The organism is Nitrospirota bacterium (assembly GCA_035873375.1).
Taxonomy (GTDB): Bacteria; Nitrospirota; Thermodesulfovibrionia; order Thermodesulfovibrionales; family JdFR-85; genus BMS3Bbin07.
Map to the genome: position 1 here is coordinate 22,738 of JAYWMQ010000003.1, position 26,186 is coordinate 48,923.

Sequence of the window (26,186 nt, forward strand, 5' to 3'; positions counted from 1 at the left end):
TTTGACACCCATTCCAAGAAGTCACGCCTGAAAACCTATCGGCGGACCTCCTTTTTCATAAACGACTTCGCTCCACGATTTCTCCTCTGGAATATCTGGGATGTCACCAACTTCTGTTGGCTGAATCATCGTCCTTTCCTCTCCTCGTGCCATCTCAACTCCTGTGCTAACGCCCTCAGGACCGATCTCTGGAATTTCCGGAATACGTATACCTGTGCTTACCGGTATTACTTCTTCATAAGTTACATCCTCCTCACTTGAGGGTGCCACTGCTTCTGGTCCAGGACCCCCTAATTTCTCCGTTGTTTCCTCCGGCGTGGAAGGTGTCTGAGGTCTTTCCGACATAGAATCTTCCCTCCTTTCAATAATAAGAATTTACTTCAATGCAATTCATATTGCACTTCAACGTATCTCTCGGGTAAACATAAGAGTATGCTACTCCTACTGTTACATTAACGAAAAGGTAAGTAAAGGTATTATTCACATTGCAGAGAATCAGAGCGTTACCAACTAAATTTGATTTAAAATAATTGCTTCCTACAAAAAAACCGGCTCAAGGCTGTTTAGGTAACGGAAACGACATGGTTCAGGCCTGTGCATTTGACATTCATGTCGTAATTTTGTGCCCAGGAGAAAACCTCTATTACTTATGTCAAGATGTATCCCTGTTTCTCTGTTGTCATTCAGCTATTTGGATTTGTTATAATTTCATATACACCAGTTGGATGTATTGAGCGAGAACCGGAAACAAGAGTATATGCAGGGATTCCCTGACGCCCACACACAAGCTGAAACATTAGATGAACTACAGGAAATGGACAATGAAGACATGAAGACTACCCTGAAACATAGGGATGCAAACGTTGTTGTTGAAGAACTTGCATCTGGTAAAAAGAAAATCCATGTAGAGATTCCAAGCGGCGATTTATTTATGACCACAAAGACTTGTGAGACATCTTATCCCTTAGATTTGATTGATAAAATCCTGAGCGTGAAAGGACCTGCTTATTTATGTGATGAGATTTTGCGAGACGAATCACCAGATTATGTTCAGAAGAGTTTAAAATATGATCTGTTGAGTTATCTGCATGATAATGAATTCAAAAACAAAAGACTACTTGATTTCGGTTGTGGTAGTGGAGCATCTACAATGATACTTGCGAGAATGTTCCCACACACTGAGATAGTTGGGATAGAACTTGAAGAAAAACTACTATCTATTGCGAAACTCAGAGCTAATCATTATGGTTATAACAACATAGAACTGCTAATCTCTTCAAATCCCGATCAATTACCTCCCGATACAGGTTATTTTGATTATATTATATTAAGTGCCGTATACGAGCATCTTCTTCCAAATGAACGTGCAATGCTGTTACCGAAACTTTGGAGCATACTAAAAACCGGTGGAATTCTTTTCTTAAACCAAACTCCTTATAGATATTTTCCTGTTGAAACACATACCACCAGTGGTTTGCCGTTTATTAACTATTTACCAGACAGAGCTGCCCTCTTTTGTACTCGACACTTTTCCAAAAGGAAGTTGAAAAACAATAGCTGGCAAGAACTGTTAAGAAAAGGTATACGAGGCGGAAGTATCAAGGAGATATCCAAAATTCTAAGCCGTTGTTCTCAAAAGCCGCTTCCCTTAAATCCTTATAGATTTGGAATAAAAGACAGAATTGATCTTTGGTATATCAAATCCGGGAAGACCGGATTTTCAGTAATTAAAAAATCATTCCTGTTCTTAACCAAGTCTCTGAATAGCGTAACGGGAATAAGTATATTACCCAGTTTATCTTTAGCGATTAAAAAAAGTGATCGGTAACTTGAGGTTAAACAAGGTTCAATAATGACAAAAAATGTCATAACAAAAATGGGGTCAGACTTGACTACTGACATTAACAGATGCGGGTCTTAAAAAATCTTTTTGAAAGAAACAGGAATTGGGCAGAAAAAGTAAAAAAGTCTGACCCTGATTTCTTCCTGAAACTTTCAAAGCAACAAAATCCAGAATATTTATGGATTGGTTGTTCGGACAGTCGCGTGCCGGCAAATGAAATTGTTGACATGCTGCCAGGTACGATATTTGTTCACCGAAACATTGCCAATCTCGTAATCCATACGGATTTGAACTGCCTGTCGGTTATTCAATATGCCGTAGAAGTATTAAAAGTAAAACATATTATTGTTTGCGGCCATTACGGTTGCGGTGGCATTCAGGCAGCCATGGAGAATAAGGAGCATGGATTAATTGACAACTGGCTTCAAAACATCAGAGATGTTTATCGCTATCACCAGGACAGGATTGATACACTTCAGGATGAAAAGGAAAAAATCAATTTACTGTGTGAACTCAATGTCGTTGAACAGGCAGCAAATATATGCCACACAACAATCGTTCAGAGTGCATGGAAATCCGGACAGGAATTGGCAGTTCATGGCTGGATATACAATATTGAAGACGGGATACTGAAAGATTTGAATGTCTGCATCACAAACCTGGACGAAATGTCTCAGGCGCACAGGACAAAATAGCACTCCACCCAACCAAAACAAAAAACATCATTTAATAACGGGGAAAACCTGACAGCAGGAACCCCAGGGGGATTACAGCCCGGACTGTTGAAAAAAGTCCTGAAATGGTTATAATATCGCCCTATACATTTTGACAGGTGATACAGGGAAAGCTAAGGTGGAGAGAGCAGGAAACAGAATGCTTTAATTTTTGGACTTTTTTCTGCAGACTTGTTATGTACAGTAGAACCCAGGTTTTTAAATGAATATAATCGAAGAATTTATAGAGAAAGAATCAACAAGCGGTATATTGCTGATACTTGCAACTGTCCTGGCTTTAGTATTCAGTAATACATCGTTATCAGTATGGTATGAGTCATTCCTGCATGTCCCTGTTGGAATACATATTGGCACATTAAATCTGGAGAAATCACTCTATCTCTGGGTAAATGATGGGCTGATGGCTGTTTTCTTTCTGTTAATCGGCCTGGAAGTCAAGAGGGAAATAATAGAAGGGCATTTATCATCCTTAAGCCAGGTTGCACTACCTGGAATCGCCGCTGTAGGGGGAATGGCTGTTCCAGCGGTAATCTATTTAATATTCAACCTAAACCATCCAATCGCTGTTAATGGTTGGGCAATACCAACTGCTACTGATATTGCTTTTGCATTAGGCGTTCTCTCCCTGTTAGGCAAGCGGGTTCCTGTTTCACTCAAACTGTTTTTAATGACTTTGGCAATTATAGATGATTTGGGGGCGATTGTCATTATTGCCATATTTTATACAAGCAAACTATCCATGCTATCAATTGCTGTTGCAGCGGTTTCCTTTGCAATCCTGGTCGTTCTTAACAGATTCGGTATATCAAAGAAAGCGGCTTATTTCATTGTCGGCAGTGTATTATGGGTCAGTGTTCTTAAATCGGGGGTCCATGCAACCCTGGCAGGAGTGATACTGGCATTTACTATCCCTTTGCACGCAAAAGGTGAAAACAATAAACCCGTCTCACCTGCAAAAGAGATAGAACATAATCTTCACTTTTGGGTAGCATTCTTCATTCTGCCCCTGTTTGCCTTTGTTAACGCAGGGGTGAATGTTACACAACTATCCCTCAGCCAAATGTCTGGTTCAGTACCGCTGGGTATCATTCTTGGATTATTTGTCGGCAAGCAACTGGGGGTTTTCGGTTTCAGCTGGCTTGCAATAAAATTTAAAACAGCAGAACTTCCAAAGGACAGCAATTGGGTCCAACTCTATGGGGTATCAGTATTAACGGGCATTGGCTTTACCATGAGCCTGTTCATCAGCTCATTAGCATTTGAAGATGCACGCGTCTTTCAATATACAGATAAGCTGGCTATACTTATTGGGTCGTTCCTCTCGGGAATTGTTGGTTATTTAGTGCTGAGAACAGGTAGAAGCAGATAATACTGAAACAAAACCTGCAACAAACAGCGATACGGTTGTATCTATAACCCGAATCCGGCAATAAACAATTTCTGATTTGCATGTTTCAGCAACGTCACTCTAAAGTTGATACAAGGTTACCTTCCCTGTCCATCCGCCACTCTATGTGGTAGTAACAGCCCTCTTTTTGAGGAAAGTCCGACCTGTAATGGGCCCCAAGACTGCAACGTCTCAGAAAAGCTCCCTCGGTAACGAGTATCGCTGTCTGAAGCATGTTTTTGAGCTCGATCTCCTCTCTTGTGCTGTACTGGTGTTCAAGAATCTGCAGAAAGCAGGACAGCTCCTCCCTTGCACCACTAAGCGACTCAGCACAACGGATTATACCCACACGGTCCCACATAACCCTCCGCAAGCGCGTCCTTATCTCCTCATAATCCTCAATCCTTCCATACTCTGAAGGGGCTGTCACTGATAACTCACCCGGATCAGGCACTTCTGATCTGCCCTCACCGGTAGCAGCCTGTCCTGCCCTTGCACCAAAGACGAGCCCTTCGAGGAGACTGTTGCTTGCAAGACGGTTTGCCCCGTGAACCCCTGTGCAGGTAACCTCGCCTGCGGCACAAAGCCCTGTTATGCTTGTACGTCCCATCATGTCGGTCTTGACGCCTCCCATCATATAATGGGCTGCCGGCGATACAGGAATCCTGTCCCTTGTTATATCTATATCGTACTGAAGGCAGGTTCTGTATATCCTCGGAAACCTCTTCTTTACAAACCGGGGATCAAGGTGTGTAAGGTCAAGGTAGACATACATGCTCCTTGTCCTGACCATCTCTGATATTATTGCCCTTGATACCACATCCCTTGGGGCGAGTTCGGCATCAGGATGATACTTTTTCATGAAAGGCTCACCATAGATGTTCCTCAAAACCCCACCCTCTCCCCTCATTGCCTCACTCAGGAGAAACTGGGGCGCAGCAGGTGCAAAAAGTACGGTGGGATGAAACTGGACAAACTCCATATCCTCCATCACAGCCCCGGCCCTCAGGGCAATCGCCATTCCATCAGAAGTGCTCACCTGGGGATTAGTGGTCCTGGAAAATATCTGGCCACCCCCGCCTGTTGCCAGCACTGTAGCACGGGCAAGTACCAGATGCATCCTGCCCTCCTTCAAGATATAGGCCCCGCAACAGATGCCGTCCCTCATGACGAGGTCTACAGTCATTGCAAAAGGAAACTTCCTGACACACTTCAGGGAGACAACCTTGTTAATCAATACCCGCTCTATCTCTTTACCTGTTGAGTCACCATGGGCATGGAGCACCCTCCGCCTTGAGTGAGCAGCCTCAAGGGTAAAATCAAGCTTTGTTCCTTCGCGGTCAAACTCCGCCCCCCATTCAATCAGCTCAAGTATCCTTTGAGCCCCCTCCTCAACCAGAACCCTCACTGCCTCTTCCCTGCAAAGACCATCACCAGCCTTCAGGGTATCTTCAAAATGAATTCCAACCCTGTCCTCATCACTCATGGCAACAGCAACCCCGCCCTGGGCGTACTCTGTGCTTGATTCTCTCAGGACGTCCTTTGTCACCACAAGGACCTCCCCATGAGGCGCAAGTTCAACAGCAGCCCTGAGGCCGGCCACACCGCTACCAATAATCAGAAAATCTGTTTTCTCCGTCTCTATCATTTAATATCCTCAATGTAGAACCAGAAAGGCTCAGTAAACCACAGAGGCACCGAGACACAGAGAGAAAAAAGTAAAGTGGTTTTAAAAAACATATATCTCTGTGCCTCAGTGTCTCTGTGGTTTATAGTCTCCTGAATATACTTGAAAACAGCTGCATAGCTCTGCAACATCACGCTAAAACTCCTACATCGGGCAGATTATTCTGCCAAGGACCTCGGTCAGTCTGAGGTTTTCAGTATAATCAACCGGACAATCAATCAGCACAGGCCCTTCTTCGTCAAAAGCATGCTTCAGGATAATCTCCAGATTGTCATCCCTGTCAATCCTGAAACCCCTGAAACCAAAACCCTCAGCCAGCTTAACCCAGTCGGGATTCCCGAACCTCGTAAAAAACTCCTGCCTGTATTTTATCAGTTCCTTCCACTCAATAAGACCCAAACCTTTATCATTAAAAACAATGATAACAATATCAAGACCAAGCCTCTTTGCAGTCTCAAGCTCGCCAAGGCTCATCATCAATCCGCCATCCCCTGTAACCGCAATCACTTTTCTTTCAGGATACAGGAGTTTTGCTGCAATCGCCCCGGGGATGGATATACCCATTGCCGACAGTCCGTTTGAAATAATTACCCTGTTTTCCCTCAAGGGTCTCAGGAATCTTGCAAGCCATATCTTGTGGGCACCAACATCCGAGACTACAATATCATCATCATTAAGCACTGCCCTCAATGCCTTAACTATTCTTATGGGTTTCAGTGGATATCCGTCTTCGGGAAAATCATCCTCGCATATAACCAGATCCCTCAGCGTATTATAATAGGAAGGGTCTTTGGGGGCAGTTATCTTCTCTGTCAGATAATCAAGGGACTTGTTAATGTCACCCACAACCTCAAGCCCCGAGTAATGAGAGTCCACTTCTGCGCCTGTTGTGTCAACATGAATAATGGATTTATTTCCCTCAGGGTTCCAGTATTCCGGGAGGAACTCTACCGTGTCGTATCCAACGGTAATTATGAGGTCGGCCATCTCAAACCCGCAGGATATATAGTCACGGCTCTGAAGTCCCACCGTTGATATAAAAGACTCATCCTCTGAGGCAATCACACCCATTCCCATAAAAGTCGTTGTTACACCTATGAGTGATTTATCTGCAAATCTCCTCAAGGCCTCGGATGCCCCTGACCTCACAACTCCATTACCTGCAATAATAATGGGGAATTCAGCATCATTGATAAGCCTTGCCGCCTTTTCGAGCAAGGCCTCGGGAGGCGATGGATAGACTATCTCTTCAGGGGGGAGCGGCCTTGCATCTGTATGCTTCAGCGCAACATCCTCAGGGAGTTCCATATGTACAGGACCCTTCTTCTCAGTCCTTGAAACCTTAAAGGCCTTCCTTACAATCTCGGTCAATGTCCCGGGCATGGTAATCCTTGTATTCCATTTGGTAATGGGGGCGAAAAGGGAAAGGATATCTATGTATTGATGTGACTCCTTATGTATCCTTGACAGCTCTACCTGGGCAGTAATTGCAACAAGGGGTGAGAAGTCAAGAAGTGCATCGGCAACACCTGTGATCAGATTTGTCGCACCGGGGCCGAGTGTACTCAAACAGACCCCCGGCCTGCCGCTCAACCGGCCATAAACGTTTGCCATAAAGGCTGCGCCCCGCTCGTCCCTTGTGAGTATGAATTTTATATGCGAGGATGCGAGGGCGTTGAGGAACTCGAGGTTCTCTTCGCCGGGAATACCAAAGATGTACTCCACTCCCTCTGCTTCAAGACACGTGACAAAGAGCTCCGCAACCTTCATGCCGACATTATAGCAAAAAACAAGCGGTACTTGACCCCGAAGACATGTGAAAGGTCTTCTGCACTTGAGTTTTAAAAAGGTTTACTGATAAAGTAATTCATGATGCGGATTGCCGTAGTAGATGGGCAGGGTGGCGGTATCGGAAGCACGGTTGTAAAGAGGCTGAGGGAAGAATTTGGCACCGATGTAGAGATATTAGCCCTTGGCACAAATTCGGCTGCCACCTCAGCGATGATGAAGGCCCGGGCCAATAAAGGCGCAACAGGTGAAAACGCCATCATCCGCAACACCGGGAGGGTGGATGTAATTGTAGGACCACTCAGTATCGTGCTTGCCAATGGAATGCTTGGGGAACTGACCCCGGGAATTGCAGAGGCCATAGCTTCTTCAACGGCAAAAAAGATACTTCTTCCAATCAATCAGGAAGGCGTTGAGATTGCCGGTGTACAGAGGGAGCCACTTCCACACCTTATAGAAAAGGTGGTAGAATACTTAAAACCCGGAATAAGAGGGAGGTAATGTAATGTGTGAAGCGAATGCATATATTTATGACAATGGTGAGGAGTCCCTGTATCTTGAAAATGTGGACATACTCAGACCTGAGGGAGACAAGATATTCATGCGCAACCTTTTTGGAGAACAGAAGGAATTTGAAGGAAAAATAAAGGAGATATCGCTTATCAAGCACCGGATTGTACTGGAAAAGATAAAAACCTGAACCCAAAATTGAGGTAAAAATGAAAAAAACCATTGTTATAATGATGACTATCTTCACGGGGCTGGCACTACTGTTTGTCGTTGAAACAGGAGCATCAGCCTTTGGTGGATGTGAACAGGACTGCGGAAAGTGTCACTCCCTAACAAAGGAAGAGGCCCAGGAGACATTAAAGCAGCTGATACCTGATATTCATGTCATAGGGGTAAGAATGTCCCCGTCAAGGGGGCTTTGGGAGGTATCCCTGGAGACACGCGGCAAGAAGGGTATCGCCTATATGGACTTCTCAAAAGAAAATGTCATCATTGGACAAATTGTGAAGATAAAAACAAAAAAGAACCTCACCCAAAGACGACTCATAGAGCTTAACAGGGTGGATTTCGCACAGATCCCACTCGATGATGCCCTTGTTATGGGAGACCCGGATGCAACATACAAGGTCGTTGTCTTTGACGACCCTGACTGCCCATTTTGTGCAAAACTCCACAAGGAGCTAAAGGAAATTATTGAAAAGAGAAAAGATATAGCATTTTTTATCAAACTCTTTCCCCTGAAAATGCACAAAGATGCCTACCGGAAGGCTGTGGCCATCCAATGCAGCAAGTCTTTGCAGCTTCTGGAGGATGCCTTTGCAAAAAAAGAGATCCCTGACCCTGAATGCAAGACAGATATTATAGACAAAAATATCCAGCTTGCAGAGAAACTCGGAATAACCGGCACGCCGACCATTGTGCTTGAAAACGGCAAGGTCCTGAGTGGTGCAATAAAGGCAAAGCAGCTTATAGAGCTTATTGAGAAAAAAGAGGACAATTCCGGAGCAGATGAAACAAAGGAGTAGATTTCTGCCTTTAGTTACAGTCCTTGCAGAACTCCGTGAGATACTTCTGTAAATTCTTTTCCTGCAGCATAATCGTTTCCAGCTCAAAAGCAAAAAGGCAGGTTTTTAGCTGCCTTTTTGCTTTTTTCTTGACTAATAATTTTTTGAACAATTATTATAGCTGTGCTGTTGAACAATGCAATGACCGTGTTGCATTTAAAAACGTTCTGTGGAGGTTTACGTGAAGGCAAAGGATATTATGGAGAAGGTAAAGGATTATTTATCTCCTGACGACACCATCAGAAACGCTGTAAACAAGATGAGGGTTGTGAAGAGAGATGATGGCATAGTCGGAGTAAAGGGTATGATAGTGCTCGACAACGAAGGCAACATAATGGGAATGGTTTCAGTTAAGGACATCCTCAAGGCGATCATACCTTTTTATATGACTATGACGGAACTCGGGGAGTTTACCTGGGAGGGTATGCTTGCGGAGATGACCAAGAAGGTTGCCGACAAAAAGGTAGCGGAGATAATGATGAAGGATGTAATAACGGTTTCCGAGGATGCCCCGCTCATGGAGTGTGCTGACCTTATTGTCAAACATAATCTCCAGAGGGTTCCTGTTTTAAACAAGGAGAAGAAAGTCGTTGGAATCATCTATGTGCGGGACCTCTATAATGCAATTGTAAAAGTGCTCCTGGATGACAAGGAGGTACAGAATCTATGACTCACGAAGTTGCCGCTGCATCCCAGCCCTTTGTAATGGATACAACTTTCTGGACTGCAACAACCATATTCCTGATCTCCTACGTTGTTATAATATCGGAAAAGGTACACAAGACGGTTGTTGCGCTTTTCGCTGCATCGCTGATGCTTGTGTTAAAAATACTTTCGCAGTATGAGGCTTTTCATGTTGAGGAATTAGGGGTAGACTGGAATGTTATCTTCCTGCTTATCGGAATGATGGTAATAATAAACCTTATGCGGCCGACAGGTTTTTTTGAATACATTGCAATAAAAAGTGCTAAGGCCGGTAAGGGTGACCCCATGAGGATAATGATCATATTCGCTGTTGTCACGGCAGTGCTTAGCGCCCTGCTTGACAATGTTACCACAGTGCTCCTGCTTGCCCCGGTTACCCTTCTGATTGCAGATGCCCTTGAGGTTGATCCGATTCCGTTCCTGATTGTTGAGGCTATTGCATCCAATATCGGAGGTACGGCCACACTTATCGGTGACCCACCCAATATCATGATTGCCTCAAAGGCAAAGCTCAATTTCATGGATTTTATCTATAATCTTACGCCGATTGTCATCGTATTGATGGTTGTGCTTCTCTTTGTTATCAAGCTTGTCTTTGGCAGGAAACTGAAGACCAGGGAAGAGCTCAAACAGAGAATAATGCAGATGAACGAGAAAGAGGCGATAAAAGACCCGTTAATGCTCAAAAAGTCTCTCTTCGTCCTCGGTCTCGTACTTGTCGGGTTTGTATTCCATGGAACACTGGAACTGCAGCCTGCCACAGTAGCACTCTTCGGGGCAGGTCTGCTGCTTCTACTGTCAGGCACTCACGAACCACACCACGTCCTTGCCGAAGTCGAGTGGCCTACCATATTTTTCTTTATAGGTCTCTTTATACTCGTTGGCGGGGTGGTAAAGGTTGGACTTATTAAATGGATGTCTTTAAAGATGCTCGCCGTGACACAGGGCAATCTCCTTGCAACAAGCATGATCGTAATGTGGTTCTCTGCCATAGCATCAGCAATCGTTGACAATATCCCCTATGTTGCCACCATGAATCCCCTGATAATCGACATGGCCAAACAGATGTGGCCGCAGGAGACAGGCCTGGCACTCCTCAGGCATCCTGACCTGATGCCTATCTGGTGGTCTCTGGCACTCGGGGCATGTCTTGGAGGTAACGGCTCACCAATCGGTGCCTCGGCAAACGTAATAGTAGTTGGAATGGCCGAAAAGGCAGGGCAAAAGATATCCTTCATGAGATTTGTTGCATACGGCTTCCCGATAATGCTTCTGACCGTGTTTATCTCCATGATATACGTGTGGCTGAGGTACTACGTCCTTAACTTCTGATATCCTGCATTTGATAGTCCGAAATAGCGCCCCCCTCAGGGGGGGCTCAACAGTTTGCACGCCTTTCATCCTCCCAGCTTATAACTTAGCCTTAATCTCCTATAAAAATAAAAAATCCTGTTTGCTTGACTAAGAATTTAGCCTGGCATTATGATATCGTGTATAGTTGCGTAATGCAATGTTTGTTGTTGCAGTAAATAACAATACAACTGGAGGGTCACGTGAAGGCTAAAGACATAATGGAGCCGGTTAAAGAGACCTTGACTCCGGAGACCACACTGAAAGAGGCAGTTAACAGGATGAGGGTTGCCAGGCGGGGAGATGGCCGGGTTGGGGTAAAAGGCATGATAGTACTTGATAATGGAAAGCTTGCAGGTATAGTCTCAATCAAGGATATACTGAAGGCCATTATCCCATCATATATGACCTTGACCGAACTTGGAGAATTCACATGGGACGGGATGCTTGAGCAAATGGCAAAAAAGGTTGCCGGAAGGAAGGTTGAGGAGATAATGACAAAGGATGTGATAACCGTTTCAGAAGACTCCCCGCTCATGGAGTGTGCTGATCTTGTTGTAAAACACGGGCTGCACAGGCTTCCTGTCCTGGATAGGGACAAGAAGGTGGTCGGCATGATATATATACGAGATCTGTACCAGGCAATAGTGCAGGCCCTTTTTGAAAAGGAGGACAAGAGATGACACATGAAGCTGCCCCTTTTGTAATGGATGCAACCTTCTGGACAGCCACTACCATATTTCTCCTTGCCTATGCATTAATTGTCTCGGAAAAGATACATAAGACGGTTGTTGCCATCTTTGGTGCAGCCCTGATGCTTGTGCTCAAGATACTGGAGCAGAGAGAGGCCTTTCATGTTGAAGAGTTCGGCATAGACTGGAATGTCATATTCCTCCTCATCTCGATGATGATAATAATAAACCTCATGAAGCCAACCGGTTTTTTTGAGTACATAGCCATAAAAAGCGCTAAACTGGGAAAGGGTGAGCCCATGAGGATAATGACCATATTCGCTGTTGTTACGGCCGTTCTGAGCGCCCTTCTTGACAATGTCACCACGGTGCTACTGCTTGCCCCGGTCACTCTTCTGATTGCAGACGCCCTTGAGGTCGACCCGATACCCTTTCTGATTGCCGAGGCACTCGCCTCCAATATAGGAGGCACTGCCACACTTATCGGTGACCCGCCCAATATCATGATTGCCTCAAAGGCAAAACTCAATTTCATGGATTTTATCTACAATCTGACACCTGCAATCATTGTAATAATGGCCGCCTTCCTCTTTGTCCTGAAAATAATGTTCGGCAAGAAGCTCCATGTCAGGCCCGAACTTAAACAGAGGATATTGGAAATGGACGAAAACGAGGCTATCAAGGATCCAATCATGCTTAAAAAATCACTCTTCGTCCTCGCAATTGTTGTAGTTGGTTTTGTCCTGCACGGCACGTTTAACTATGAACCGGCCACAGTGGCCCTGTTTGGAGCAGGACTTTTATTGCTGCTATCAGGCACTCATGAACCACACCACGTCCTTGCCGAGATCGAGTGGCCGACCATATTCTTTTTTATGGGTCTCTTTATCATTATCGGGGGCGTTGTCAAGGTCGGGCTTATCAAGTGGATGTCCATAGAGGTGCTTGCAATTACACACGGAAACATGTTTGCCACGAGCATGCTCATAATGTGGTTCTCTGCCTTTGCCTCGGCCTTTGTGGATAACATTCCATACGTTGCAACAATGAATCCCTTAATAATCGATATGGCTAACCAGATATGGCCTCACCTTCAGGGCCTGAAACTCCTGCACAATCCCGAGCTCATGCCCGTCTGGTGGTCTCTCGCACTTGGGGCATGTCTGGGGGGCAATGGCACGGCTATCGGGGCATCTGCAAATGTGATTGTGGTCGGGCTGGCCGAAAGGGCAGGAAAGAAGATATCATTTATCAGGTTTATGGCCTACGGAATGCCCGTTATGATAATAACGGTATTTATATCCACGATTTATGTCTGGCTGAGGTATTATGTACTGAAGATATAGGAAATACCGTGATGTTCGGACCTATAACTTCCCTTTAATATCTTATTAAAATAAAAAATCGCCATTTTCTTGACATATCTACTAACAGAGGATTATCATATCTCAGCAATTGCGTATTGCAATATTATTGTTACAATAATCAACAGTACTGAATAGATGACGAAGGAGGCATTACGATGTCACGCACTTTGCGAAGGTTTCTCTTTCTTTTTGCAGTAGTGGCTATAACTATAGGATTTTATAGCATTGCATTTGGTGAAGAACAGATAGTTGAGGTAGCCCAGAAAGGAAGCACCATTGTCTGGTGGATGTGGCCGGTAATCCTGTTTATCTTTACCTTTTTCCTTGGTATCCTGGCAGTTGTTGCAGGTGTTGGAGGAGGGGTGCTGTTTGTTCCCATAGTAAGCAGCTTTTTTCCCTTTAATCTTGATTTTGTAAGAGGTGCCGGCCTGCTGGTGGCCCTTACCGGGGCACTCTCTGCAGGTCCCGGATTGCTCAAGCGCGGACTCGCAGATCTCAGACTCGCGCTCCCCATGGCCCTTATAGCCTCTACATGCTCAATCTTTGGCGCAATGGTGGGCCTTGCACTCCCTACGAATGTAGTCCAGACCGCACTCGGGGCCACGATCATAATGATCGTCATCATTATGGCTACAGCCAAGCGCTCGGATTTTCCGGAAGTTAAAGAGGCTGATACACTCTCTTCAGTCCTCAGGATAACAGGTATTTATTACGAGGAGTCTGCCGGCAAGCAGATTAACTGGCAGATTCACAGAACACCACTTGGTCTTTCACTCTTTATAGTAATAGGCTTTATGGCAGGCATGTTCGGCCTCGGTGCCGGATGGGCAAACGTACCCGTCCTTAATCTGCTCCTCGGCGCACCACTGAAAATCTCCGTGGCAACAAGTGTATTTCTGCTCTCCATAACTGATACAGCAGCAGCATGGGTATACATTAACAAGGGTGCGGTGCTACCATTAATTGCCGTACCATCAGTTGCCGGCATGATGCTCGGCACGAGAATAGGTGTAAGGATACTGGCAAGGGCAAAGCCCAAGGCAGTAAAATGGATGGTGGTAACCATTCTCTTCCTTGCCGGATTCAGAGCACTCTTAAAAGGTCTTGGAATATGGGGGTGACAAATCATGAGTAATAAAACAAAGCCATCAGAAGAACAGCTAAAGTATGCATCCGTACTTCAAACAATATCCCTTGGGGGGTTGGCGCTCCTGATCATCGGTTTCTTTGTTTATCTAAGCGGCATGCTTCCAACCCTGGTTCCGGCTGATGAGATCCCGAACTACTGGGGAATGAGGGTACACGAGTTCGTTGAAAAAACGGGAATGCCAACCGGATGGGACTGGGTACCCTTGCTTAATAATGGTGATATAGTAAGTTTTCTCGGAATAATCCTGTTGGCTGCAGGCACACTCGTCTGCTTTGCAGTTATACTCCCTAATTTTATACGTAAAAAAGATACACCTTTTGTGATTATTGTCATCGTGCAAATCCTGATCCTCTTGCTTGCAGCAAGCGGGTTTATTACAGGGGGTCATTAATATGAGCACACTTGATTCATGCCCGGTTACAAGCCTTGAAAGAATCCTCTTATGCACAGACGGGTCGGAATTCAGCGAAGGGGCTATCAGGGAGGCTATAAGCATCGCAAAAAGCTGCAAGAGCAAACTGTACGTCATCTCTGTAGTAGAAGTAAATCCTGAACTTGAGGCTTATGCCCCCGGACTTGTAGAAAAGATAGAGAAAGATACGAGAAAACACCTCGAAGGCATAAAAGAAAGGGCTGAAAAAGAGGGAATTACCTGTGAAACAATAACACACGAAGGCGAGGAGCCTTACAGATACATAGTCAAGGAGACGTCCAGACTGAAGGCTGACCTGATCATAATGGGAAGACACGGCAGGACCGGCATTAACAGACTGATGATGGGAAGTGTCACCGCAAGGGTCATTGGACATGCTGACTGCAATGTCCTTGTTGTGCCAAGAGCGGCAGTATTTACGTGTAAAAAGATACTGATTGCTACTGACGGTTCGGAATTCAGCGACAAGGCAGTCGAGGAGGCCCTCGATATTGCGGCGGCAAGTAAGAGTGAAGTTGTCATTGTGTCAGTGGCTTCAGGCGACTCTGACCTCAAGGAAGCCGGGATGAATGTCCGAAAGGCGCAGGAAATGGCCGATAAAAAGGGCATAAAGGTTACAACCGAAATACCCGTGGGAACTGTTTACGAGATGATCATTGATGTTGCTGAAAAAGAAAAGGTTGACCTCATCGTTGTAGGAAGCCACGGCAGAACAGGGCTTAAAAGACTATTGATGGGAAGTGTAGCTGAAAGGGTTATCGGCCACGCCTCATGTACAGTACTGGTAGTTAAGTAAGAACAAAAACAGGTAATCCGGAGTATTGCAGCACAATACTCCGGATCTGATAAATTCCAGCACAAAGAGACTTTCCCGCCTTTATGTAGTTATTCCATAGAAAACATACATTGTCCCAATCATGACTACAAGGAACAGGATTGTCATAACAGAGCCGGCCTTTATATAGTCAACCGTCTTGTACTCTCCGGGTCCCATGATATAAGCGTTTACCTGGTGTGTGGGAAGGACAAAGGTATTTGACGCCGCCACAGCCACGGTCAGCGCAGCCATTCTCGGATCCACACCTCCACCCATTGCCATGTTGATAGCCAGAGGCACCAGCAGCACGGTTGCACCCACATTGGAAACAACAAGTGTAAATGCCGATGTGAGGAGCCCTATAACTGTAAGCAGTACAATTGGCGAAACATCGCCGATCAGAGAGAGTATCTGGGTTGCTATGTATGCTGCTGCACCTGTCTTCTCGGTTGCCACACCCAGAGGTATCAGTCCACCTAAAAGAAAGACCGTTCTCCAGTCCACGGCATTATATGCCTCGTCAACTGAAAGAACCCCCGTCAGGATCATCCCGACTGCACCTGTCATCAAAGCTACTGAGAGCTTCACACTACCTGAGACAACAAGGACGAGTGCAACTGCAAAGCAGAACAGGGCGGCCTTTGCCTTGTGAGTCTTCATCACTTCTGCTTCAAACGGAGTTATAAAGGACAGGTCTTTTGAGTCCTTCAGAATTGCAAACTTCTCCCAGAGCCCCTGCAGGAACATCATATCTCCTGACTGTAAGGGAATGTCTGAAAGGCCTCCGTAAAAAACCCTTTGTCCCTTCCTTATAGCAATCGGATTAACCTGATATTTTTCTCTGAAATGCACCTCTCGGAGGGTCTTCCCCTCAAGTGCAGAACGGGGGGTAACAATCACCTCCACCATCCCTGCATTGTTGTCTGAAAGATCATCTTCAAAAGTCTCCAGCTTGTCCTTCAGTTTCAACCCGAAGTCCTGGGCAAATCTTTCCACATTATCCTTGGCCCCCACCACCGCTATGTCATTTCCAGGACTGAGTTTCATGGTCCTTGTAGGGGCAAATATCTTTCTTTCCTCAGCATGCTTTGCCACGGCAACTACTGTTACAAGATAATCAGGCCTTATCGCCATATCCTCAAGGGTATGACTGCAAACACGGCAGTCATCAGGAACCTTCAGCTCAAACAATCCGCTCGCCGCATGATATATTTTGCCGAAATCAACATCCCCTTCAGCCCCTTCGGTTGCCAACCCCCTGCTTGGGAGTATAAACCTGCCGAACAGGACAAAATAGAGCAAGGCTGCTATAACAAGTGCGATCCCTATCGGGGTAACATCAAAAAGCCCGAACGGCTCAAGATTATTCGGGATGAGAAGATCGTTTAAAAGGATCAGGGGACTTGACCCCACAAGGGTAAGACATCCACCTATAATACCAAGATACCCCATGGGAATGAGAATCCTCGAAGGGGGAACATTCATCTTTTTGCTTACCCTCTGGGTTGCCGGCAGAAAGAGGGCAACAGCTCCAATGTTCTGCATAAATGAAGAAATTACGGCAACTGTGGCAGAGACAAGCGTTATCAGCCGGGATTCACTATTGCCGGCAAGCCGGGTAATCGGTTTTGCCACCTTGTTCATTATGCCGGTCCCGTCCAGACCGGCCCCTATTATTATCACGGCAATAATAGAGATAACGGCATTACTGCTCAGGCCCATAAAGGCCTCGTTTCCGCTCACCAGTCCCAAAAGCGGTAAGGTCACCATCACGATCAGGGCTACTACGTCCACCCTGACCCATTCAACAATAAATAGAAAAACTGCGGCTACTATAACACCCATTACCAGAATCATGTCCATTGTGAGCATTTAAATCCTTCCTCCTTTTCCTGACAAATCCTTGAATTTTAAAAAAAGATTTCACACAATAATACAACTTAAGTTGGCTGAAGATGCAAGCTATTTTTCAGCCTGCACCTTAACAGCCAACTCAAGTTTCCAGACAAAACTTTGAGGGACAGAGTCCCTCAAATAATTTTAAGGTCTTGTGTGCAACGAACTGTGGAGTGGAAAAGCTGCAAGTTTGCTATATATCAAGACAAAAAACGGGAATACCTGCCTTTGCCGGGGACCTGTCAGCTACATGCTCCGGCTCCGTCAGAACAAATGAAATCCGCTTAAAATCTTTGTGTGCATCCTTGATTGACTTGTCAAAGTCCCCAAACCTCACGTTGTGACTGAAGAGTATATCCTTATCTTCAGCCTTCTTTCTGAAAGTATCCGCCTCTCTCACCGTCCTTTCCCTTAACTCTTCCCTGACCTTCTCATTCAGCAGGGAAAAAAGACGGTTTCCAGCTGGTATTACATTGAGGGCGACAATCTCGTAATCCATTCTCTCGGCCATCCCGAGGGCATAATGAACAAGCTTCTCCGAAAAGCCCTCCTCAGCACCTACAACGAGTATCTTCTTCTTCTCGTTATCATCCCTCTTTAGTATCTCCCTTGCATACTCATACTCACCTGCCTCGGCAAAGACGATGGCTTCCTCTGTCCTCTCATGTTTCTTGATTAAAGACTCTACCCTTTCATCCTTGACATTGAGAGACCTGCCTTCTTTTTTTGTCATCCTCATCTCGCTTATTATCTGACGTGCTGTCTTTTCGTCCCCTGATTCGGCAAATGCTACTGCTGCCATGGAATCCTCAAAGTTTTTGATAAAGTTTTTCATTGTTATCCTCCTTTTCAACATTTTTAAGCTGTTTTTGTCAGGCCTGACTCGCCTGCTTATTTGCCTTACTAAAAGCAACAAGCATGCCAACTTTAAAAGTTATTGATTTTAAAGGATATTTTTGTGAGGAGGCAGTATAGGAAGGATATTAATGTTGCTTATTGCAACGCATTACTTCTCCATATCATATCTCTTAATCTTTCTCCAGAGGGATACCCTGTCTATTCCGAGTATCTGGGCTGCCTTTGACTTATTTCCACCAACCTCTTTCAGCACCCATTGTATGTATGCCTTCTCCTGGTCTTCAAGTGACGGGACTTTCCCTGCGCTCTTTCTGAATGTCCTGATGCTCAATTCCCTGAGATCATCAGGGAGATGTATGGTTTCAAGGGTGTTTACCTTGGAGAGCGCAATCCCCCTCTCGATGATATTCTCCAGCTCCCGTACATTTCCCGGAAAGTTGTAACTGTTAAGCACTCCTAACATATCCTCGGAAATATCAGTCACTTCCTTTCCCATGATTGAGGAGTATTTCTTGAGGAAGTGATAGCAGAGCAGTGGAATATCTCCTTTTCTCTCTGAAAGCGGCGGGAGGTGAAGCGTTACGACATTCAGACGGTAATAAAGGTCCTGCCTGAACTCACCGCTTTCGATAACTTCCTGAATGTTTCTGTTGGTGGCTGCAATAAACCTCACATCAACCTTTACCGGTTCAGTGCCCCCAACACGCTGGTACTCTCTTTCCTGCACAACCCTGAGGAGTTTTACCTGCATGGAAGGGCTCATTTCCGTAATCTCATCCAGGAACAAAGTGCCCTTGCTTGCCACCTCGATAAGACCTTTTTTAAGAAATGTAGCACCTGTAAATGCCCCCTTCTCGTGTCCGAAAAGCTCGCTTACGAGGAGCCCCTCTGAAAAGGCCCCGCAATTGATTGCAATAAAGGGTCCTTCAGACCTCTTGCTGTAAAGGTGGACATAGCGTGCCACCAGTTCCTTACCCGTTCCGCTTTCACCCGTGATAAGGATATTGCAGTCAGTAGGCGCAACATCCTTGGCCGTATCCAGTATCCTGAGCATCTGGGGGGCCTGGGTGATTATCCTCACCCTGTCCGTAATGTTCTCAAGGCTCTCCCTGAGTTGCCTGTTCTCTTTCTTGAGCCTTACCTTTTCCGAGGCCTCCCTTACAACCTTTCTCACCTCATCCAGCTTAAAAGGCTTTGCTATATAATGGTACGCACCGTGTTTCATTGCCTCTATGGCGGTCTCAACCGTGGCATATCCTGTAATCATTATCACCTCTAAATCGGGGTTGGCCTCCTTGCATCTCTTGAGTATCTGCATTCCGTCAACCTTCTCCATCTTCAGGTCGGTCAGAACAACGTCGAAATCATGTCTGTTCAGGAGTTTTAAGGCGTTCTGCCCGTTTGTGGTTGTCTTTATCTCATAACCCTCCTTCTTCAAAACATGCTCAAGGTTCTTTATGGCTATCTTTTCGTCATCAACAATCAGAAGTTTGATCTTGTTTTCCATCCTCGTCTCCTTTCAGTGGGAGTTTTATGATAAAGGTTGTTCCTGTGCCCGACCGGCTTTCCAGATCAATAGACCCGTCGTGCTGCTTTATAATCTCATGACTAATATACAGTCCAAGCCCCGTACCCTTTCCAATATCCTTTGTTGTAAAAAAAGGGTCAAATATCTTGTTGATTATCTCCTCGGGTATGCCCCTGCCCGTATCTGAAAAGCGGATCTCAACCTCTTTCTTTTCCCTGTCCACTCTGGCAGTTATTATGATCTTGCCTTCCACACCCTCATCGGGTATCGCATCGACTGCATTTCTCAGAAGATTGAGAAAAACGTGCTGAATCTTCTGTTTGTCGGCAAGAATTACCAAATCTTCCGGTATGTCAATGGCAATCGTTATATACGTTGGCATATCGGTCCGAATAAACCTCAGGGTCTCCCTTAATGCATTCAGGAGATTTATCTCTTCCTTTTTAAAGTCCCTGTCCCTTGTGAACTCAAGCACTGACTTAACGATGTCACGTGCCCTGTCAGTCTCCTGAATAATCTGCTCAATCAGCTCCTCCCTGAACTCACGGTCTTCATTGCTGTCTATCTCCTCAGACAGTATCTGGGCAGAAGTAGATATGTTCGAGAGGGGGTTGTTTATCTCGTGCGCGATCCCTGCAAGCATTGTCCCGAGGGAGGTAAGCTTTTCTGAACGAATAATGTCCCTCTGGGAGAATATCTCGTTTATCATGCGATTAAACGCTTTATTCAGAGATACTATCTCTTTATCCTCAAAGTTCAAGGAGAGCATTTCAAATTTTCCTGAGGCAATCTTTCTCATGCTTGACTCCAGTTCCCGCAATGGCTGTATTGCCACCCTTGATATCGTTCTTGCAATCAATACAGTCCCAATCAGGAAAACCGCTACGGATACTACAAGGCTCTTCCTTGTTGTGGAAAGCATTCGCTGTATCTTTATACGTTCAGCCTCTGAAAGCCTCTCGGCGATCTCCGTAATCTCCCGTCCCTTCTGCCGTATTCTCGCCTCCGGCTTCTTTGAGGGATCCTGCTCAGCAAAGTCCTTTTTTAACAGTTCCCGGTACTCACGAAGAACATTAAGGCTTCGTTCGGATGTCTTCTCTGAAAGCGGTAAAGGCTCCTTCTTTTTCCTGAATATGCCCAAAGGCCAGTCACCATAAAAGGACGACAACAGTCCGTCAAATTTTCCCCTGTTATTCTGTATTAATTCCTCGGCAACCCTTAGGTAAGCGAGTGTTTCAGCAAAGTCCTCTTTTTTTCTGTACAGAAAATAATTCTTTTCGAATCTCCTCATCTCAAGGGTTGTGTCAAGAAACCTCGATATCACTGCATAAAAACTGATTCTCTCGTCTATTACTATTAAATTGACGAATATGATTGAGGCGATGACAAGTATAAGCAGAAAGCTTACTATATACCCAAGCTTTATCTTCTGAAGTATACTCTTGTTCTTCGCAAACATATAATATTGTAACATTCAATATTGCAAATTGCAACTATAGCACTGCATTCAAAGCTTCAGATATGATACAATATATATAGTTTTTGCAAGGCTCCAAACACGGCAAAAATGAATTATATCTACATTAAAAGGAACTTTACAGGTCCGTGTCGATAAAAAAGAAAATTATTCTCAGTTTCTTCATCAGTTTTTCAATCATTGCAACACTTGCCATAGCAGCTTATATAGACTTTCGCGAGACCAGAAACGAGTTCAAGTATCTTGAACTTGCAGAAAGCATCAGGGGCAAGACCTTACAGTTAAGGAGGCATGAAAAAAACTTCCTTCTTTATGGAAACAAAAAAGAAATTGACTCTATTCACAGATATATCAGGGAAATTGAAGCACTCATTAAGAATGCCAAGCCTTACACCCGCAGTGACAACCTTGACAGGCTGGATGTTGAACTGAAGAAATTCAGCCTGAGGTTCGAAAGAATTACCTCCATGGCTTCCGGTTTCCATGAAGAGCTGGCCAGCTTAAAGCCAAAAGAGCCCTCATATCTTTTTCTGATTCCCATAATTAAAGCCACTTTTCTGGAACACCCACAGCAAAATGCACAACTCCTGAAGCGTTTTTTCAGGATATCCAAAAAAGACGGCTACATTTCATTCCTTAAAAGACTGGGAGACGAGATTAAGGACCTGAGAAAGACCGGTGAAAAAATTACCGGAATATCAAAAGAACTTGACAGGGGTGCCAGGGAACGGGTTCAAAAAATTATCGATGTCACCAAGGTGGCTGTTCTGGTATTTTTGCCTGTATCCTTCCTGATCGGGTTTGTATCGCTCTTTTATATCAGCCAGAGCATAGTTAACAGGTTGCAGAAACTGATGCTGACGATTGAAAAAAGCGGTGGCGGTTTCTTTTCTCCCATGCCTTTTCCGGCAGGCCACGACGAGGTCAGCACACTTATAAGGACATACAACAATATGGCAGAGGCATTACAGGCGCGGGAGGAACAACTCAGGAAGAAAGAAGAAGAGTTGATTCAGAGCAAAAAGCTTGCAGCCATAGGCACTCTTGCATCCGGAGTGGCACACGAACTAAATAATCCCCTGAATAACATTCATATCTCGGCACAGATATTGGCAAAGGAGATGGGTGCGGACTGTACAGGTGTTATAGAGGAGACGGTTGATGATATATTGAGTCAGACATTCAGGGTAAAGAAAATAGTAGGAAACCTGCTGGATTTTGCAAGGTCAAAAGAGCCGGACTTTCAAAAAGTAAATATCGTTGATATTATAAAAAAGACATACGCGCAGGCACAGAAAATAACGGCTTTCAAGGATATAGAGTTTTTATTTGAGTCCCCGCCCGAAGTCTTCCTCCAGGCAGACCCGGTCCAGATTGAACGGGTATTCGTCAATCTCTTCACAAACGCAGCTGATGCGATGGAGGGCAAAGGAGAACTTCATGTGAAGGTCTTTCCCGAAGAAGATGGGGTTAAAATAGAGGTGACGGATACAGGTAACGGGATTCCTCCTGAGGTTAAAGACAAGATTTTCGACCCCTTCTTTACAACCAAGGACAGGGGAACCGGCCTCGGCCTCTCCATAGTATATAACATCATCAAAAACCATGGCGGAAGTGTCAACGTGGAGAGCACGGTAGGCGCTGGGACCACATTCAGAATCTTCTTACCGAGGAAGAAAGAGGTATAAATGAGCATTAAAATCTTTATTGCAGAAGACGAAGAGATAACCCTGAAACATCTGATGTATGCCCTTAGGAACGAGGGATATACTGTTTCCGGCGCAAAAAATGGTCTTGAGGCAAGGCAGGCAATTGAGAAAGAGCACTTTGATATTGTTATTACGGATATAAAGATGCCCGGTCTCGACGGCCTGAGCCTGCTCGAGGGGATTAAAGAGAAAGGAATGGAGACGGACGTGATCGTTATCACGGGTTTCGGGAGCATTGATTCAGCAGTGGAGGCCATGAAAAAAGGGGCTTATGATTATATTACAAAACCCTTTAATCTGGATGAATTACTATTAAGGGTCAGAAAGATATGTGAAAAAAAAAGCCTTGAAAAAGAAAATATAGCACTGAAGATTTCACTCGGTATAGATAAAAACCTCCCCACCTTTATCGCAAAAAGCAAAAAGATGAAAGAGGTTATTAATATTATCAAGAGCATAACGGCGTCTGATTGCAATGTTATCATCACGGGAGAAAGCGGTGTCGGCAAGGGACTTGTTGCAAAGCTTATTCATTATACCGGGACAAGGGCAAACAGGCCTTTTCTTGCAATCAACTGTGCAATCTTTACAGAGGAACTCCTTGCCAGTGAACTTTTCGGCCATGAACGGGGGGCATTCACAGGGGCGGTTACCACAAAAAAGGGACTCCTGGAGATTGCAGATACAGGAACAGTCTTCCTTGACGAGATAGCCGAGATGGCGCCATCCCTGCAGGCAAAGCTCCTGAAAGTCATTGAAGACAGGGAGTTTTTCAGGGTGGGGGGCACAAGACCGATCAAGGTGGATGTCAGATTCATTGCTGCCACAAACCAGGACATAAACGGACTTGTCACCAAAGGCACTTTCAGAAAGGATCTCTTCTACAGGCTCAATGTAATGGATATCTACATACCCCCATTGCGCGAAAGGAAAGAGGATATTCTGCCCCTGAGCAAATACTTCCTTGAAAAACACGCCAAAAAGGCCAGGAAAGACATAAAGGGTTTTAACAGGGAGACAACCGAGATACTGAAGTCATACAGCTACCCTGGAAATGTCAGGGAGCTGGAAAATATTATCGAAAGGGCAGTGATTCTGGAACAATCATCGCTTATCCAGCCTGAAAACCTCCCGGTTACCATGCAGATGTTCCAGATTGAAACAATAGACCCGGGCAGGTTAAAGACAATTGACGAGCTTAACAGGGAATATGCCTTAAAAATTCTCGACCACCTTGAAGGAAACAAGACACGGGCAGCTAAAATGCTGGGAATTTCAAGAACCAGCCTCTGGCGCATCCTTAGAGAAAAAGAGTAAGCTCAAAAACTTCTTTTAGCCTCACGATTTAAAGGAATCAAGAAGTTTCTCTCTGTTTCAACTCCTCAACTCCAAAACTATCAGCATCTCCGTCCCGAAACCGTTCAGCACTGTCCAAATATGAAACACTGCATACCACACCCCTCTCTGAAAATATTCTTAAAAATCAACTGGTTACCTGTTGGCATGAGATTTGACTATATGTTATGTAGAAATTGAATAAATCGGATGAAAGGAGAAGAGACATGAAAGGCAGGGTTTTATTTGTAACAAAGGAAGATGAGAACTTCAGTGATGGGTTTTCATATGCAATGGAGCTGTCAAAGATAGTGAACGGTGGTATATACATCCTGTTGTATCACGACACAAACATCCTGAAAAGATTTGAAGATGATATGGCAGCTGCTGCACTTGCCGAGGCAGGTGAGTTTGAAACTGCGGATCAGATTCTTAACGAAGAGGAAACCCTTCTCAAGGCCGATGCAAACAAGAAGGTCGCTTTGCTGGCACAAGAATGCTCTGACCCTGCAATGCTTGTGGATTACCGCCTCGCTACAGGAGACCTCGTCTCTGCAATAAGGGGTGTCCTGCAGGATAAAGCAAGTATCGAGATGGTAATACTCAGCCCTTCACTAATGGACAATGGCAAGGCTATCAGCCTGAAGAAATTAAGAAAGTATATAACAAGACCTATTGTGACTATGTCAAGAGCGGCAAGTGCCCAATAGGTAACAAAAAGGAGGAACAAAAAATGAAAATCTTAAGAAAAATGTTAAGGAAGTTCGAAGGTGAGATGGCGGCTGTAGCATTTGCAGAGGCCGGTGAATTTGAGACTGCAAGAGAGATTCTGAAGAGTTCTGTGAGTGAAGAAAGGTCCAATGGCAACATGGTCTTTGACAGTGAGGAAAGCCAGGGATTGAATATCTTAAAGCACGCTGAGAGCAAGTAAAAGGAGGCAGTGAAAAATGGGCATGTTCAATGTATTGTTAACCCTTGGGGTTGTAGGCGGTTTCCTTTCAGGTCTGCTGGGACTTGGAGGGGCAATTATCATGATCCCTCTCATGTTAACTGTTCCGAAGATACTGGGGGTAGGTGCACTTTCGATGAAAGCAGTTGCCGGACTATCCATGATTCAGGTGGTATTTGCATCTTTATCCGGTGTTGCCCGACACAGAAAAAACAAGTTTGTCAGCATGAAACTGATATATACACTTGGAATAGCAATGGCAATTGGTTCGGGGTTTGGCTCCATAATCTCAAAGTATATGAGCAACCAGGTGTTGATGATTGTGTTTGGCTTTATAGCGGTGATTGCAGCCTTGATGATGTTCATACCACCAAAGTCACAGGATTCTGAAAACATTTCCAATCCTGATGACATTCAGTTTAACAAACCACTTGCCGCTGTACTTGGAGTAGTAATCGGAAGCCTGGCAGGGATGGTTGGTGCAGGCGGCGGGTTTATATTGATTCCGGTAATGATTTACGTTCTTAGAATCCCGATAAGAGTTACTATAGGTACCAGCCTGGGAGTAGTACTTATCGGTGCTGTTATCGGTGCTGTTGGTAAAATGGTGACAGGACAGGTAGACTGGCTACTTGCGTTGGCCCTCATTATCAGCTCGGTCCCATCAGCCCAGTTAGGCAGTCTTGTAAGCAAGAAAACACCGGCACTGATTCTGAGATATTCCCTTACTATCCTGATAATTTTAACGAGTGTTGAAATATGGTATAAGATTATAGTGGTATAAGGCATACTTACCCCACTCCACCCCATTAAGAGAAACACACAGAGGTAAATACCCCTGTGTGTTTCTTACTTTTTATTTTTAGCTCTTAGGATTTATCCCAACTTTTTCAGGACTTCAACAGCG

General features: G+C 44.9%; 25 protein-coding genes. 18 read left to right on the forward strand and 7 right to left on the reverse strand.

Annotation, left to right across the window (positions count from 1 at the left end):
• Window positions 1-21: 21 nt before the first annotated feature.
• Complete coding sequence (locus VST71_00475) at window positions 22-345, reverse strand: hypothetical protein (protein ID MEC4684195.1); 324 nt, start codon at window positions 343-345, stop codon at window positions 22-24.
• A gap of 385 nt (window positions 346-730) precedes the next feature.
• On the opposite strand from VST71_00475, the gene VST71_00480 reads away from it, so the two are divergent.
• From VST71_00480 to nhaA, 3 genes are all read left to right on the forward strand, one after another.
• Window positions 731-1,828 (forward strand): class I SAM-dependent methyltransferase, encoded by a 1,098-nt coding sequence (locus tag VST71_00480; GenBank protein ID MEC4684196.1) that lies wholly within the window; start codon window positions 731-733, stop codon window positions 1,826-1,828.
• 80 nt (window positions 1,829-1,908) lie between these two features.
• Window positions 1,909-2,538 carry a carbonate dehydratase gene (gene can, locus VST71_00485; GenBank protein ID MEC4684197.1) on the forward strand — a complete coding sequence of 210 codons (630 nt, stop codon included), beginning with the start codon at window positions 1,909-1,911 and terminating at the stop codon, window positions 2,536-2,538.
• A gap of 241 nt (window positions 2,539-2,779) precedes the next feature.
• Entirely contained in the window at window positions 2,780-3,946 is a 1,167-nt protein-coding gene (nhaA, locus tag VST71_00490) for a Na+/H+ antiporter NhaA (GenBank protein MEC4684198.1), read from the forward strand.
• Window positions 3,947-4,040: 94 nt separating this feature from the next.
• On the opposite strand, the gene nadB is transcribed toward nhaA, so the two are convergent.
• Together nadB and VST71_00500 are read right to left on the reverse strand one after the other, a co-directional pair.
• Entirely contained in the window at window positions 4,041-5,612 is a 1,572-nt protein-coding gene (gene nadB / locus VST71_00495) for an L-aspartate oxidase (GenBank protein ID MEC4684199.1), read from the reverse strand.
• Between the two features lie 183 nt (window positions 5,613-5,795).
• Window positions 5,796-7,421 carry an acetolactate synthase large subunit gene (locus VST71_00500; protein MEC4684200.1) on the reverse strand — a complete coding sequence of 542 codons (1,626 nt, stop codon included), beginning with the start codon at window positions 7,419-7,421 and terminating at the stop codon, window positions 5,796-5,798.
• Between the two features lie 102 nt (window positions 7,422-7,523).
• On the opposite strand from VST71_00500, the gene VST71_00505 reads away from it, so the two are divergent.
• From VST71_00505 to VST71_00550, 10 genes are all read left to right on the forward strand, one after another.
• Window positions 7,524-7,940: a DUF3842 family protein gene (locus VST71_00505; GenBank protein MEC4684201.1), complete on the forward strand. Its 417-nt coding sequence runs from the start codon at window positions 7,524-7,526 to the stop codon at window positions 7,938-7,940.
• Window positions 7,941-7,944: 4 nt separating this feature from the next.
• On the forward strand, window positions 7,945-8,139 hold the full coding sequence (locus tag VST71_00510; protein MEC4684202.1) for a CooT family nickel-binding protein: 195 nt from the start codon (window positions 7,945-7,947) through the stop codon (window positions 8,137-8,139).
• Window positions 8,140-8,158: 19 nt separating this feature from the next.
• Window positions 8,159-8,974, forward strand: coding sequence for a DsbC family protein (locus tag VST71_00515; protein ID MEC4684203.1), 816 nt, complete (start codon window positions 8,159-8,161; stop codon window positions 8,972-8,974).
• A 220-nt stretch (window positions 8,975-9,194) separates the two neighbouring features.
• Window positions 9,195-9,683, forward strand: a complete 489-nt coding sequence (locus tag VST71_00520; GenBank protein ID MEC4684204.1) for a CBS domain-containing protein — start codon at window positions 9,195-9,197, stop codon at window positions 9,681-9,683.
• The gene (locus tag VST71_00525) at window positions 9,680-11,050 is read left to right on the forward strand and encodes an ArsB/NhaD family transporter (GenBank protein ID MEC4684205.1); all 1,371 of its coding nucleotides are present in this window, start codon (window positions 9,680-9,682) and stop codon (window positions 11,048-11,050) included. Before VST71_00520 ends, VST71_00525 begins: the two co-directional genes overlap by 4 nt.
• Window positions 11,051-11,271: 221 nt before the next feature.
• A complete protein-coding gene (locus VST71_00530) occupies window positions 11,272-11,751 on the forward strand; it encodes a CBS domain-containing protein (GenBank protein ID MEC4684206.1) in 480 nt (159 codons plus the stop codon).
• Complete coding sequence (locus VST71_00535; protein MEC4684207.1) at window positions 11,748-13,106, forward strand: ArsB/NhaD family transporter; 1,359 nt, start codon at window positions 11,748-11,750, stop codon at window positions 13,104-13,106. The genes VST71_00530 and VST71_00535 overlap by 4 nt, the downstream gene beginning before the upstream one ends.
• A gap of 308 nt (window positions 13,107-13,414) precedes the next feature.
• Window positions 13,415-14,248, forward strand: coding sequence for a sulfite exporter TauE/SafE family protein (locus VST71_00540; protein ID MEC4684208.1), 834 nt, complete (start codon window positions 13,415-13,417; stop codon window positions 14,246-14,248).
• Between the two features lie 6 nt (window positions 14,249-14,254).
• On the forward strand, window positions 14,255-14,668 hold the full coding sequence (locus VST71_00545; protein MEC4684209.1) for a hypothetical protein: 414 nt from the start codon (window positions 14,255-14,257) through the stop codon (window positions 14,666-14,668).
• A 1-nt stretch (window position 14,669) separates the two neighbouring features.
• Window positions 14,670-15,506: a universal stress protein gene (locus VST71_00550; protein MEC4684210.1), complete on the forward strand. Its 837-nt coding sequence runs from the start codon at window positions 14,670-14,672 to the stop codon at window positions 15,504-15,506.
• An 81-nt stretch (window positions 15,507-15,587) separates the two neighbouring features.
• On the opposite strand, the gene VST71_00555 is transcribed toward VST71_00550, so the two are convergent.
• The 4 genes from VST71_00555 to VST71_00570 all read right to left on the reverse strand — a co-directional run bounded on the left by VST71_00555 (window position 15,588) and on the right by VST71_00570 (window position 21,268).
• Window positions 15,588-17,399, reverse strand: a complete 1,812-nt coding sequence (locus VST71_00555) for an SLC13 family permease (protein MEC4684211.1) — start codon at window positions 17,397-17,399, stop codon at window positions 15,588-15,590.
• Between the two features lie 217 nt (window positions 17,400-17,616).
• Entirely contained in the window at window positions 17,617-18,258 is a 642-nt protein-coding gene (locus tag VST71_00560; GenBank protein MEC4684212.1) for a universal stress protein, read from the reverse strand.
• Window positions 18,259-18,429: 171 nt separating this feature from the next.
• Window positions 18,430-19,788 carry a sigma-54 dependent transcriptional regulator gene (locus VST71_00565; GenBank protein MEC4684213.1) on the reverse strand — a complete coding sequence of 453 codons (1,359 nt, stop codon included), beginning with the start codon at window positions 19,786-19,788 and terminating at the stop codon, window positions 18,430-18,432.
• Window positions 19,757-21,268, reverse strand: a complete 1,512-nt coding sequence (locus VST71_00570) for a HAMP domain-containing sensor histidine kinase (GenBank protein ID MEC4684214.1) — start codon at window positions 21,266-21,268, stop codon at window positions 19,757-19,759. Before VST71_00570 ends, VST71_00565 begins: the two co-directional genes overlap by 32 nt.
• 146 nt (window positions 21,269-21,414) lie before the next feature.
• Here VST71_00570 and VST71_00575 point away from each other — a divergent pair, with 146 nt between their 5' ends.
• The 5 genes from VST71_00575 (at window position 21,415) to VST71_00595 (ending at window position 26,063) form a co-directional block, all read left to right on the forward strand.
• Window positions 21,415-22,974 carry an ATP-binding protein gene (locus tag VST71_00575; GenBank protein MEC4684215.1) on the forward strand — a complete coding sequence of 520 codons (1,560 nt, stop codon included), beginning with the start codon at window positions 21,415-21,417 and terminating at the stop codon, window positions 22,972-22,974.
• Complete coding sequence (locus VST71_00580) at window positions 22,975-24,312, forward strand: sigma-54 dependent transcriptional regulator (GenBank protein ID MEC4684216.1); 1,338 nt, start codon at window positions 22,975-22,977, stop codon at window positions 24,310-24,312.
• A gap of 245 nt (window positions 24,313-24,557) precedes the next feature.
• The gene (locus tag VST71_00585) at window positions 24,558-25,040 is read left to right on the forward strand and encodes a hypothetical protein (protein ID MEC4684217.1); all 483 of its coding nucleotides are present in this window, start codon (window positions 24,558-24,560) and stop codon (window positions 25,038-25,040) included.
• 23 nt (window positions 25,041-25,063) lie between these two features.
• Window positions 25,064-25,261 carry a hypothetical protein gene (locus tag VST71_00590; GenBank protein MEC4684218.1) on the forward strand — a complete coding sequence of 66 codons (198 nt, stop codon included), beginning with the start codon at window positions 25,064-25,066 and terminating at the stop codon, window positions 25,259-25,261.
• 16 nt (window positions 25,262-25,277) lie between these two features.
• Window positions 25,278-26,063 carry a sulfite exporter TauE/SafE family protein gene (locus tag VST71_00595; GenBank protein MEC4684219.1) on the forward strand — a complete coding sequence of 262 codons (786 nt, stop codon included), beginning with the start codon at window positions 25,278-25,280 and terminating at the stop codon, window positions 26,061-26,063.
• Window positions 26,064-26,186 lie beyond the last annotated feature (123 nt).